Origin of the sequence: Actinoplanes sandaracinus (assembly GCF_030009775.1) — a bacterium.
GTDB lineage: Bacteria > Actinomycetota > Actinomycetes > Mycobacteriales > Micromonosporaceae > Actinoplanes > Actinoplanes sandaracinus.
Map to the genome: position 1 here is coordinate 139,077 of NZ_JASCTH010000013.1, position 12,432 is coordinate 151,508.

A 12,432-nucleotide genomic window follows, 5' to 3' on the forward strand; every position below is an offset into this window, starting at 1 on the left:
AGGAATGGGAGAACCGGCAACTCCGATTCGCCGCCGGATCGAGCTCACGGTCGCTGAGGCTCGGCTGCGGTTCCAGCAACTCGTCCGGGTCACCGGGCTGACCGGGCAGGTCACCGTCGTGGTCGACGGGGGCCGGCCGATCGCCGCCATCGTTCCCGTTCCCTATGCCTCACCTCCACCCGCTGCTGCTCCACCCGCGGCACCTCCGCCCGCTTCCTCTCCACCCGTGCCTTCCGCGGCCAGTGCGGAAGGGTGGATGCGGCGGATCGAGAAGGTTCGGGAGGACGTTCGCCGGCAGCACGCCCAGCGGGTCGGCGAGTTGTCCCAAGCACTGGACGAGGCATGGCGTCTGCTCGATACCGTCCGCCCGCCGGGCACCGACCGGGCTGTGGACACGCTGCGTGCCACACATGCCGACCTGCGCAAAACTGGCTGATCAATCACGACTCGGCCGATAGGTGCGGGGATAAGATCAGACGATGGCTCGCCAGCTCGACCTATTCGTTCCCGGAGTCGTCTACCTCGATGTGATCTTCACTGGCCTCCGTGAGCTGCCCGAGCCCGGCACCGAGGTGTGGGCGAGCGGGATGGGCTCCTGCCCCGGCGGCGTCGCCAACCTCGCCGTGGCCGCGAGCCGGCTCGGCCTGCACACCGGCCTCGGCACCGCGCTGAGCTCCGATGCCTACGGTGAGTTCTGCCATCGGGTGCTGAGCCGCCAGGAAGGGATCGACCTGTCGGCCTCCCGCCGCGTCGACGACTGGCACTCCCCGGTGACCGTCTCCCTGGCGTTCGACCGCGATCGCAGCATGATCACCCACGGGCATCCGCTCCCCACGGACCGCGACGGCCTGGTCAATGGCCTGCCCGCGGCCCGCAGCGCCGCTGTCAGCCTGGCTCCCGAGGGCACCGGCTGGGTGCATCGGGCCCGCGCCGCCGGCACCCTCGTCTTCGCCGACGTCGGCTGGGACGAGACCGACCAGTGGTCCTCCGAGGTGCTCGGGGTCCTCGCCGACTGTCACGCCTTCCTGCCGAACGCGATCGAGGCGATGCGCTACACCCGCACCGACGAGCCCCGGCAGGCCCTGGAGAAACTGTCCGGCCTGGTCCCGGTCGTGGTCGTCACCTGCGGCGGCGACGGCGCCCTGGCCGTCGACGGCACCACCGGCGAGGTGGCGTCCGTCCCCGGCGTGCCGGTGGACGCCCTCGACCCGACAGGCGCCGGCGACGTCTTCGCCGCCGGCTTCATCACCGGCACGCTCGGCGGCTGGCCCCTCACCGACCGGGTGGCCTTCGCGACCCTCGTCGGAGCCCTGTCGGTGCAGCACTTCGGCGGTTCGCTCTCGGCCCCCGGCTGGGGCGACATCGCCGACTGGTGGCGCACGGTCCGCCGCATCGCGGGGGAGCGGCACGACGCCTCCAGCGAGGCCGGCCTGGCCCGCCGATTCGGCTTCCTCGACGACGTCATTCCGCCGGGGCGGCGCAACGCGGTCCACCGGGCCACGGCGACGATCGCACGTCTCTCCGACGCTCAGGCCGAACACTGACCACCCGCCGTCCCCGCCGATCATGTTCACCGCGACCCTGTCCTGGCCGTCCTCGCGTGTGCGCCGCGTCGCCGCGTGTCCGTCCGGTCCCGGCAGTGGGTTCGTGTTCGGCGCTGCGCCCGGCTGGGGCCGGTGCTCGCGCTGGGTTGGTCTCGTGTTGGTGTCTGTGCGGTGCTGTTCGTGGGCTCGTACTCCGCGCCGTGTTCGTCTCGGCTCGCACCCGGACTGTGCTCGTCTTGGGGCTCGCACCTGGACCGCGCCCTTCGCGCCGTGCCCTTCGCGCCGTGCCCTTCGCCTCGCACCCACGAAACGAGTGCGCCACAGTGCAGGCCCGAGGCCCGAGGCCCGAGGCGCGGGGTGCGATGTGCGATGTGCGATGTGCGATGTGCGATGTGCGGTGCGCGGGGTGCGCTGCCCGAGGGGCGATGGGCGGGGTGCGAGGCGCGATTCGCGGAGTGCGCTGCGCGGGGCGCGGGGTCCGAGGCGCGGTGTGCGGGGTGCGGGGCGGTGCGCGAGTTCCCGCCCGCCAGTTTCGCCTCGCCTGGGAACCCCCGCCGCATCACTTCGTGCCTGTGCTCGGGCGGGGTGCGTATGGTGCCCGCGTTCGCGCGGCGCTCGGCTCTCCGTCGGAGTCGCTCCGCGTCCATCCCACACGGGCCTGGCGTTGCACAGGTGCGGCGGTCGTGTTTGGCGGAGCCTCACGGTCTGTGCCGCCTCATCTTCGCGCCGCCGGTGTCTCCGCGGCCTCCGCCCGCAGGCGGATGCGTCGCACCCGGACGCGTCGCACTCGGGCGGCCCCTGTCGGCGGGCGGCCGACTCGGTCCATGTCGAACGATGAATAGTCGAATCAGGGAGATGGGATGCGACTGACGATTCTGGGTGGGGGCGGTTTCCGGGTGCCGCTCGTCCACCGGGCGCTGCTGGCCGACCGGCGGCGCACCGGCATCACCGAGCTTGTCCTGCACGACGTCGACAACGATCGGCTGAACGCGATCGGCCGGGTCCTCACGGCGCAGGCCCGTGACGTGCCGGACGCCCCCGAACTGATCACCACCACCGACCTGGACACCGCTGTCACCGGCGCGGACTTCGTGTTCTGCGCGATCCGGGTCGGAGGCCTGCGAGGTCGGGTCATCGACGAGCGGGTGGCGCTCGGTGCCGGCGTGCTGGGCCAGGAGACGGTCGGGGCGGGCGGCATATCCTACGGTCTCCGCACCGTCCCCGAAGCCCGCCGCATCGCCGCAAGCATCGCCCGCCTGGCGCCCGCCGCCTGGACGATCAACTTCACCAACCCGGCGGGCCTGGTCACCGAGGCCATGGCGACCCACCTCGGCGACCGGGTGATCGGCATCTGCGACTCACCGTCCGGCCTGGTCGATCGGGTGGTGCGTGCGATCGGCGCCGACCCGGCGACGGTGCGCGTCGACTACGCCGGCCTCAACCACCTCGGCTGGCTCTACGGCGTCCACCGTCTCGGCCATGCCCACCCGCCCTCCTCCGCGAATGCTCCGGTAGCCGCGGCTGCTTCCCGATCCGGGTGGTCGCCGGATTCCACGAGTCGGTCCGCCTCCGCCCCTCCTCCCAGGTCCGCCGGCTCTGCAGCTGCCGCCGGCTCTGCTGTGATCGGGAGCTCTGCGGAGGCCGCGGGTTCTACCGCTGCCGGGAGCTACTCGGTGACGGGGGATTGTGCCGCGCACATCACGGCGGGCTCGCCCCCGCTCGCAGCTGATCTTGATGCATTGGCCACCGAATTCGGTGGTCGAGCGCTCAAGATCGGTGGTCCCTCCGGTTCGGGAGCGGAGGGCAGCGGCGAGGACCTTCTCGACGGCCTGCTCAACGACCGGGCGCGGCTCGATTCGATCGAGGAGGGGCGGCTCTTCGGGGCGGACCGGCTGCGCGACCTCGGTGCCGTACCCAATGAGTACCTGCATTATTACTACGATCCGGCCGGGACCTTGGCCGCGCTGCGGGACGCCGCGCAGACCCGCGGTGAGTTCCTGCTCGGCCAGCAGCACCGCTGCTACGCCGAGATCGCCGCCCACGACCCTCTCGACGCCTGGCTGGCGGCGTGGCGAGAGCGGGAGGCCACCTACATGGCCGAGAACAGGGAACTCGCCGGCGCGGGCGAGCGCGAGCACGACGAGTCCCGCCCCGCCGGTTACGAGGGCGTCGCTCTCGCGGTCATGCGCGCCCTCGCCCACAACGAGCCGGCCACCCTGATCCTCAACATCCGAAACCGCGGCACACTCAGCGTTCTCGACGATGACGCGGTGGTCGAGGTGCCGTGCACGGTGGACGGCAACGGCGCCGCTCCGCAGCGCATCGCCCCGCTGCCGTCGCACGGGGTCGAGCTGGTCCGGGCGGTCAAGACCGCCGAGCGGTGGGTCCTGGAGGCGGTTGCCTCAGGTTCCAGAACCGCCGCGGTACGTGCGATGGCCGCCCACCCCCTGGTAGGCCCTCAGGCCGCCGCCCGTTTGATCGACGCCTACCGGACCGAGTTCCCCGAACTCGCCTACCTGCGCCCCGACTGACCGCGTCCCGTCGCCACAGGATCCCACTGCCGCCGCCGTCTGCCGCTATCCCTGCCGGCACAGGCCCACACCGGCCGCTGGCCGCATGCCGCAGCACCGCCCGCATTGCTGCCGCGCGGCCCATTAGCCGTATGTCGCAGCACTGGCCAGGTGCTGCCGCACGGCCCACCAGCCACATGCTGCGGCGGGCCGCGTGCTGCCTGCGGCGGGCCGCGTGCTGCCTGCGGCGGGCCGCGTGCTGCAGCATCGCGCGCATGCTGCCGCACGGCCCGCCGACCGCTTGTCGCCGGACCGCCTGGGTGCTGCCGCACGGTCCATCGGCCGCACGCCGCCGCAGCGGCCTACCGGCCGCACTCGCCGTGTACCGGGGGCGCTTGCGGCGGGAGTGTCCGTCCACGGGCGCACGCTGGCCAAGGCCGGCCTTGGCTGGCTGGTCGTGGGTGCTGTCCCGAGCGGTCAAGGCAGCCCTCACGGCAGGCGGCAGCACCGGCCAGATCGATCCCGCCCGGGCGTTTCCGTGAGAACGGCCGTCGTCGCCGGTAGTTGATCTGCCGGCCGTGCGAATCCGCGGTCAAACCACCCCCGAGACAGCGCTTCCGCACGGCCAGCAGATCGACTCGCCCGAAGCCGACAGGCGCGCGATTGCTGCCGCGGTTGTACCGATGCCGAAGAACTTCCGTTGCGGCGGCGGGTCGGTGGTGCTGACCCGGGCGGCGGGTCGGTGGAACGGGCTTGGCGCCACCGGACGCGGGCGCTGATCTCCCGTGATCGAGCACAGCGCACGGAGCGGCATGGGCCGGCACCGTCCGTTGAGCGGAAAACTGTCGTACCCGCCTGGCAGGGTGGGGGAAGAGGACGCAGCGGGAGTGGAGGAGACGGTCGTGAAGTATGGCTACTTCGGCTCGATGAAGGCCAGGCCCGGGCACCGCGACGAGGTGGTCAAGATTCTGCTGAGCGCATCCGAGGGTTTGAGCGCGGCCGGTTGCCACCTCTATGTGGTCGGCGTGGCGGACGACGACGATCAGACGATCTGGGTCAACGAGGTGTGGGACAGCAAGGAGCATCACGACGCCTCGCTCCAGTTGCCCGAGACCCGCGCGGCGATCGGCAGGGCGATGCCGTTGCTGACCGGCGAGTTCACCAGCCGTGAGATCACCGTCCTCGGCGGGCTCGGCGTGCCACCGCCCTGATGCCGTCCGGCCGGCCGCGCGAGCCGTCATCGACGTAGGGCCGCCTGTCTGCCGTGCGTGCGCCCATCGGCGTGGTGCTTCGCCGGTTCGCCGGTTGTGGCGGTTCGCCGGGTTGCTGGGTCATCGACGTGGTGCCGGCTGAGCCGAGCATCTGCCGCGGGTTCCACTCGCCGCGGGTCTCGCCGGTGATCGAGGTCCGTTCGAGGGTCTCGACGCCGTTGGGGAAGTGGCCGCACATGATGACCGAGTGGCTCCACAGGTTGCGGACCGCGTTGGCGGCCGTGGTGCCGAAGAGCGCGCCGAGCGGGTTGCCCACGGCCGGCTCGACGGCTGTCGTGCCAGTCCCCATCGGTGATCCCGTGCGTGCGGTCACCGGCATGGTGCTCTGCCCATTCCCGGTGGGAGCGGGCCATGGGACAGGGTGCCTCGCCCGTCCGGTATGTCTGCGGCCGATGGCCTGACGCCGCCCGTCCGCTGTGTGAGCGGCCGATGGCGTGACGCCGCCCACCCGCGTGAGAGCGGGCGGACGACGTCATGCGGGCGGCGACCCAGGTCAGGCGCGGCGACCTGATCGGGCGGCGTGCCCAGCCGGGCGGCGTGCTCCGGCTGGGAGGGCGGGGAGGGCCGGGAGGCGCGGCCGATCAGGCGGCGACCTCGGCCGGGTGGCGCGGCGGGACCGAGTGGTCGATCGCGCGGGCCGGCTTGCGGTTCGGCAGGGCGAGCCGGAAGACCTTGGCCCACGCCGAGGCGACCTGCACGACGAGCGGTCCGGTGACGTACTTCAGTTCGTACTTGTCGAACAGGGCCCGCACCTTCGGCGCGATCTCCGCGTAGCGGCTGGCCGGCAGGTCGGGGAAGAGGTGGTGCTCGATCTGGTGCGACAGGTTGCCGGTCATGATGTGCATCAGCCTGCTGCCGGAGATGTTGGCCGAGCCGAGCATCTGCCGCAGGTACCACTCGCCGCGGGTCTCGCCGGTGATCGAGGTCCGTTCGAAGGTCTCGACGCCGTTGGGGAAGTGGCCGCACATGATGACCGAGTGGCTCCACAGGTTGCGGGCCACGTTGGCCACCGCGTTGGCGGCCATGGTGCCGAAGAGCGCGCCGAACGGGTTGCCGAGGGCCAGCCCGACGGGGACGGAGAGAGCCGGGTGTACGACGTAGTCCTTCAGCACCTGGCTGCGGATCTTGCGGCCGACCTCACGCAGGCGGACCCGGAACTCGGGGTTGCTGCGGCGCTTCTTGGTCGCCAGGTTGCGGCCCAGCTCCAGGTCGTAAGCGGCGATGCCGTACTCGAAGAAGCAGGCGTTGACGAAGTTGTAGAACGGCTGCCCGAGGTGCGCCGGCACCCACTTCTGCTGCTCGTCGACGCGCATGATGCCGTAACCGAGGTCGTTGTCCCGGCCGACCACGTTGGTGTACTTGTGGTGCAGCTCGTTGTGCGCGTGCTTCCAGTGCTTGGCGGGCGACGCGAAATCCCATTCCCAGGTCGTCGAGTGGATCTTCGAGTCGCGCATGAAGTCGTACTGGCCGTGCAGGATGTTGTGGCCGATCTCCATGTTCTCCAGGATCTTGGCGATGGAGAGGCCGAGCGTGCCGAGGATCCAGGCGGGCGGGAGGACCGAGAAGAGCAGCACGGCCCGGCTGCCAATCTCCAGCCGCCGCTGAATGGCGATCATCCGGCGGATGTACTTCGCGTCCTTCTCGCCGCGGACGGCGAGCACCTCGTCGCGGATGGCGTCGAGTTCGCGGCCGATCTGCTCGATGTCCTCAGCCGAGAGGTGGCCGATCGGGTTGACTTCCTTGCGCTGCAGCGTCGTCATGGGACTTCCTCGTCTTTGGTGGGAGCCGACTCGGCGGAGAGCGACTCGCGGGCGGTGCGTGCCATGAATGGCCAGGAACGGGCGGTACGTGCCGGAGACGGCCAGGAGAAGGGGGGTCAGGCGTCCAGCCGGCAGGGCCCGGCGGCGGCCGACACGCAGGTCTGGATGAGTACGTCGGCGCCGTCCACTTCGGCGGCGGTGGTGATGGTGCCGTCGCGCATGTCACGCACGATGCCTTCACGCATCGGCAGCACGCACTTGAAGCAGATGCCCATCCGGCAGCCGGCCGGCATGAGCTGCCCGGCGGCCTCACCGGCTTCGAGGATCGATCTGCCACCGGGTGCCTCGGCGACCAGGCCGGACTTCTCGAAGGTGACCGTGCCGCCGTCGCCGGCGACCAGCACGGTGGGCCGGAAACGCTCGACGTGCAGCCGTTCGCCGGCGCCCGCGTCGGCCCAGTGCTCCTGCAGGCCGTCGAGGAGGTCGCCGGGCCCGCAGGCCCAGGTCTCCCGCTCGAACAGGTCGGGCACCAGCTCGCCGAGATCGGCCGGCTTGAGCCGCCCGTCGGCGCGGGTGTGGCGCTCGATGAGGCGGATCCGTCCGCGGGCGGCGAGGTCGCGCAGTTCGGCGCCGAAGACGACGTCGTCGGCCGTCCTCGCGGAGTGCACGACCACCACGTCGTTGAGTTCGTGGAGGGCGCTGCGCAGCATGCCCATCACCGGGGTGATGCCGCTGCCGGCGGTCACGAAGAGCGTCTTCGCCGGCCGCTGGGCGGGCAGCAGGAAGTCGCCGGTGGGCAGGTCCAGGTGGACCAGCATGCCTTTGCGGGCGTTCGCGAGAAGGTACGAGCTGACCACACCGTCGGCGACGGCGTTGACGGTGACGGTGAATCTGCCGTCGCGGCGGCCGGCCGCGCTGCTCACCGAGTAGGCGCGCCACAGCCGTACCCCGTCGACGTCCACGCCCAGCCGCACGTACTGTCCTGGCTCGTGCGGCTGCCAGCCGCGGCCCGGGCGCAGTTCCAGGGTGACCGCGTTGGCGGTCTCGGGGCGCACCGCGTCGATCCGGGCGCGCAGGACGGTCGGGTTGCGCAGGGGCGCGATCACGTCGAGGTAGTCGGCCGGCACCACCGGGGTGGTGATCAGCTCGACGACTCGCCACGCGCCGTCGCGCAACTTCTGTGTAACAGCCACCTGACCAAGACTGGTCGCTCGCACAGTCAAAGTCCTGACCTGGGGAAGTGAATCGGGGACCGCATAATTGTTCGGCGGGGACAAGGATCGAAGAGTAAACAAGGAGCTCGTGTGAAGAAGCCGCTGCGCGACGTGCGGTCCTACCGCCTGCCGCCGGAGGTTGTCGATCCCTTACGGCAGGGTTTGTCTGGTGTGTCCCGGCAGACCATAGCGGCGATCATCCAGGAGGTCCCGGCGTACGCCGAGCCGTTCGCCGGCGAACTCGGGCACAAGATCGCCCGGGCGGTCCGCGCCGCCCTGGCCACCTTCCTCACCCTGGTGTCGCGGCCCGGGGCTGATCCGGGCACCCCGATGGCCTCGGCGATCGAGGCCGCCTACGCGCTGGGCCGTGGTGAGGCCCGTTCCGGCCGCAGCCTGGACGCGTTGCTCGCGGCCTACCGGGTGGGCGCCCGGGTGGCGTGGCGGGAGCTGGCGGCGATCAGCGTCGGCAAGGGCGAGCCGTCCGCCACGATCGCCGACTTCGCCGAGATGGTGTTCGCCTACATCGACGAGCTGTCCGCGGCGAGTGTGGCCGGGCACGCCGACGAGCTCGCCGCCTCCGGCCGCCTCCGGCAGCGCCGCCTGCAGGAACTCGCGCAGGCTCTGGTCGCCGGCGAGCCCGCACACGTCCTGCGGGGCATGGCGGAGCAGGCCGACTGGGCGCCGCCGCAGACCCTCACCGCGCTACTGCTTCCGGAGCGCGCGGCACGATGGGGCATCGACCTGCTCGATCCGCGGACGCTTCAGCTCGCCGACGCCGTACCCGATCTGCCGGGTTTGACGGTGCTTTTCGTCCCGGACCCGCAGGGTTGCTCGCGCCCGACCCTGACCCGCCTGCTCACCGGCCACGACGTGGTGATCGGCCCGGCCCGGCCGTGGGCCGACGCGAACAGCTCGCTGGACCGGGCGATCCGCGTGCACCGGCTCGCCCCTCCGGCCGGAGGCACGGTGGTCGACACCGAGGACCATCTGGCGGCCGTGGTGGTGACCGCCGATCCGGGCGCCCTGCGGGATCTGCGGGCCTGGGCGCTCAGCCCGCTCGCGGGGGAGCGTGGGGCCAACGCCGCCAAGCTGATCGAGACGCTGCGCAGCTGGCTGCTGCACCACGGCCGCCGCGAGGACGTCGCCGCCGAGTTGTTCGTGCATCCGCAGACGGTCCGGTACCGCATGGCCCGCCTGCGTGAACTCTACGGCGACCGCCTCCGTGACCCGCGCTGGGTGATGGCGCTGACCATCGCCCTGGCCATTCCGGAGTCCATTCCGGAGACCCCGTGATCCCGCGGCCATATACCAAAGTCAGAGAGCGGCCGACTTCCGGCGACTAGCCCGGCCTCACCGCCGGGCCTAGCGTCTGTTGCGGCAGTAGGAAAGGCTCGAGAGGGGCGTACGAGTGTGAGCGGCGAATCATCACCGAGGCAGGCCACGGTTCTGACCTACTCTCCGTTCGGCCGGGCACTGGTCCTGCTGGGGCCGGCGGCGCTGGGGGTCCTGGTGGCGGCGCTGGCGCCGATGCTCGCGCGGTGGCTGATGAAAGCCCACTTCCCGGTCCTCGGCATCGTGTGGAAAGTGGTCGGCTCGGTCGACAGCTGGTGGAAGGTGGGGGTGCAGGCGGCGATCCTCGCCGTCCTGGGCGCGCTGGTCAGCGTGGAGATCGTGCGCCGGAGCACCCGGCTCGCGGTCGACCCCGCCGAGGTGCGCCTGCAGACCGGAGACCAGCTGGTGACGGTCGCCCGCCCGCAGGTGGACGCCGTGTTCATGCAGGGTGACTGTCTGGTGATCCTCGACCGGGAGTCGCGGCAGGTCTTCCGTGGCGAGCCGCAGGCCGAAGCCGGCCCGATCGAGCGGGCCTTCCGGGAGCACGGCTACCCCTGGCGTGACGGCGACCCTTTCGACGATCTCTACCAGCCGTGGGTGCCGGAGACGGATCAGTTGCCGGTCGCCGTCGAGGCGGTCCTGTCGGCCCGTGCCATGGCGCTGCGTAAGAAGGCCTCCAGTGAGGCCGGCGAGCTGCGCGACTCCCTGGAGAAACTGGGTTACGCGGTCCGCGACGACGGTGACCGTCAGCTCTGGCGTCCGCTGGTCCGCTCATGACCGGTGCCTCGGAGACCGCCGTGGCGACGGCCCGCAAGCGCTGGGCGCTGAGCCCCGGGCGGGCCTGGGACATCACGGCGATCCTGGTGTCCTGGTTCGGCGGGCTGGTGCTGGTCGGTGAGGCGCAGTCGGTGCGGAACCTCTCCGACAACGACGTCTTCCTGCTCTTCGTGGCCGGCTGCCTGTTCTCGCTCGCGCTCTGGTGGCGGCGCAGCCGTCCGGTGCCGGTGGCGGTCCTCCTCCTGATCGGCTCCCTGATCACCGACGCGGCCGGCCTCGCCGCGCTGATCGCTCTCTCCACGGTCGTCGCGGTTCGGCGGGGCCGCGTCATCGTCGTGCTCACCCTGCTGCACGCCGTGACCGCGATCACCTATGCGGTGATCTATGCGGACGAGGCGGTTCCGCACCTGGTGAGCCTCCTGCTGACCGTCGCCATTCTCGCCACCACGATCGCGCTCGGGGTGGCGGCGCGTGCGCGCCAGGAACTGATCGACTCGTTGCGCGAGCGGACCGTCCGCGCCGAGGAGGAGGCGCGGCTGCGGGCCGACCGGCTGCGCGCCCTCGAACGGGAACGGATCGCCCGGGAGATGCACGACTCGCTGGCCCACCGGATCTCCATGGTCAGCCTGCACGCCGGCGCCCTGCAGATCCGTCCCGATCTCACCCCGGACGAGGTGGCCAAGGCCGCCACGACCATCCGGGACAGCGCCCACCAGGCACTGGAGGATCTGCGCGAGATCCTCGGAGTGCTGCGGGCGGGCGAGGGCGAGGCCCTGCGCCCGCAACCCGACCTGCGCCACCTCGACGAGCTGGTCGCCGACGCGCGGGAAGCGGGGGTGCCGGTGACGGTCACCGACCGTCTCGACGGTCTTCCGGCCGGCGCCTCGCTGGGCCGGACCGTCTATCGCCTGGTGCAGGAGGGGCTGACCAACGCCGGGAAGCACGCGGCCGGCGTGCCGGTGAGCCTGGTGCTGGACCGGACCGCCGACGGCGAGGTGCACGTGCTGGTGTCGAACCCGCTGCGGGTCTCCGCGCGGACCGCGGTCCCCGGGGCCGGCAGCGGTCTCGTCGGCCTGGCCGAGCGGGTCGATCTGATCGACGGCAGGCTCCGCCACGGCGTCCGTGGGGACCCGCGGACCGGCCTGACCTTCGATCTGGAAGCCTGGCTGCCGTGGCCCGCGAACGCGGACGCCGCCGCCTGCGAAGTCGCGGCGGGCTGAGGGGAGAACGGTGACCGAACAGATCCGGGTGCTGATCGCCGATGACGACCCGCTGGTGCGGGTCGGGCTGTCGATGGTGCTGGGCGCGGCTCCGGAGATCGTGATCGTCGGTGAGGCCGGTGACGGCGCCGAGGCGGTGCAGTTGGCTCGTAGCCTGCGACCGGACGTCGTCCTGATGGACGTCCGGATGCCGCGGATGGACGGTCTGGCCGCCACCGAGGCTCTGCGCCGGAACGGCCCGAAGCCCGCCATCGTGGTGCTGACCACCTTCGACACCGACGAGAATCTGCTCGGCGCGCTCCGGCTGGGCGCCAACGGCTTCCTGCTCAAGGACATCGCGCCGACCGAGATCCTGGACGCGGTGCGGCGGGCCGCCACCGGCGAGTCGATCCTGGCCCCGGCGGTGGTGCCACGCCTGATCGGTTACGCGGTCGGCCGCGACCGCGGCGGAGCGGACGGGCGCCGGCCTCGCGCCGCCGCCGCGCTGAACCGTCTCACCGAGCGTGAGCGCGAGGTGGCCGAAGCGGTGGCGACCGGCCGTTCCAACGCGGAGATCAGCGCTGAACTGCACATGAGTGTCCCGACGGTGAAGGCCTACGTCTCCCGCCTGTTCGACAAGCTTGGCTGCGCCAACCGCGTGCAGGTCGCCATCCTGATCCACGAAGCCAGGTGAAAGTAACGAGAGCCGTGAGGGTCGTTACAGGTAGTGGCTTCCGCCAGGCACACGGGCTAGCGTTGGGCCCGTCGCAAAGCCCATCGATAAAGTAGGCATTGCGACGCTCGTCACAACTGCTGACCAGGGTG

The 12,432-nt window shown here is 71.4% G+C and carries 10 protein-coding genes and 1 pseudogene; 8 read left to right on the plus strand and 3 right to left on the minus strand.

What is annotated here, in order from left to right:
* Positions 1-4 precede the first annotated feature (4 nt).
* From QLQ12_RS20870 to QLQ12_RS20885, 4 genes are all read left to right on the plus strand, one after another.
* A complete protein-coding gene (locus QLQ12_RS20870) occupies positions 5-436 on the plus strand; it encodes a hypothetical protein (protein WP_282761904.1) in 432 nt (143 codons plus the stop codon).
* 43 nt (positions 437-479) lie between these two features.
* On the plus strand, positions 480-1,544 hold the full coding sequence (locus tag QLQ12_RS20875; RefSeq protein ID WP_282761905.1) for a carbohydrate kinase family protein: 1,065 nt from the start codon (positions 480-482) through the stop codon (positions 1,542-1,544).
* An 860-nt stretch (positions 1,545-2,404) separates the two neighbouring features.
* Entirely contained in the window at positions 2,405-4,075 is a 1,671-nt protein-coding gene (locus QLQ12_RS20880; protein WP_282761906.1) for a family 4 glycosyl hydrolase, read from the plus strand.
* An 881-nt stretch (positions 4,076-4,956) separates the two neighbouring features.
* Complete coding sequence (locus QLQ12_RS20885) at positions 4,957-5,265, plus strand: putative quinol monooxygenase (protein WP_282761907.1); 309 nt, start codon at positions 4,957-4,959, stop codon at positions 5,263-5,265.
* 136 nt (positions 5,266-5,401) lie between these two features.
* Here QLQ12_RS20885 and QLQ12_RS20890 read toward each other — a convergent pair.
* The 3 genes and pseudogenes from QLQ12_RS20890 to QLQ12_RS20900 form a co-directional block, all read right to left on the minus strand.
* Positions 5,402-5,551, minus strand: a pseudogene (locus QLQ12_RS20890) (acyl-CoA desaturase); the annotation flags it as partial.
* Positions 5,552-5,906: 355 nt separating this feature from the next.
* Positions 5,907-7,085 carry a fatty acid desaturase family protein gene (locus QLQ12_RS20895; RefSeq protein ID WP_282761908.1) on the minus strand — a complete coding sequence of 393 codons (1,179 nt, stop codon included), beginning with the start codon at positions 7,083-7,085 and terminating at the stop codon, positions 5,907-5,909.
* Positions 7,086-7,201: 116 nt separating this feature from the next.
* Positions 7,202-8,278, minus strand: coding sequence for a ferredoxin reductase (locus QLQ12_RS20900; RefSeq protein WP_282761909.1), 1,077 nt, complete (start codon positions 8,276-8,278; stop codon positions 7,202-7,204).
* A 111-nt stretch (positions 8,279-8,389) separates the two neighbouring features.
* Between QLQ12_RS20900 and QLQ12_RS20905 the strand changes: the two genes are divergently transcribed.
* The 4 genes from QLQ12_RS20905 (at position 8,390) to QLQ12_RS20920 (ending at position 12,301) form a co-directional block, all read left to right on the plus strand.
* A complete protein-coding gene (locus tag QLQ12_RS20905) occupies positions 8,390-9,592 on the plus strand; it encodes a PucR family transcriptional regulator (RefSeq protein WP_282761910.1) in 1,203 nt (400 codons plus the stop codon).
* A 117-nt stretch (positions 9,593-9,709) separates the two neighbouring features.
* Positions 9,710-10,408, plus strand: coding sequence for a YqeB family protein (locus QLQ12_RS20910; RefSeq protein ID WP_282761911.1), 699 nt, complete (start codon positions 9,710-9,712; stop codon positions 10,406-10,408).
* Positions 10,405-11,628: a sensor histidine kinase gene (locus QLQ12_RS20915; protein WP_282761912.1), complete on the plus strand. Its 1,224-nt coding sequence runs from the start codon at positions 10,405-10,407 to the stop codon at positions 11,626-11,628. The genes QLQ12_RS20910 and QLQ12_RS20915 overlap by 4 nt, the downstream gene beginning before the upstream one ends.
* Positions 11,629-11,638: 10 nt before the next feature.
* The gene (locus QLQ12_RS20920) at positions 11,639-12,301 is read left to right on the plus strand and encodes a response regulator (RefSeq protein ID WP_282761913.1); all 663 of its coding nucleotides are present in this window, start codon (positions 11,639-11,641) and stop codon (positions 12,299-12,301) included.
* Positions 12,302-12,432 lie beyond the last annotated feature (131 nt).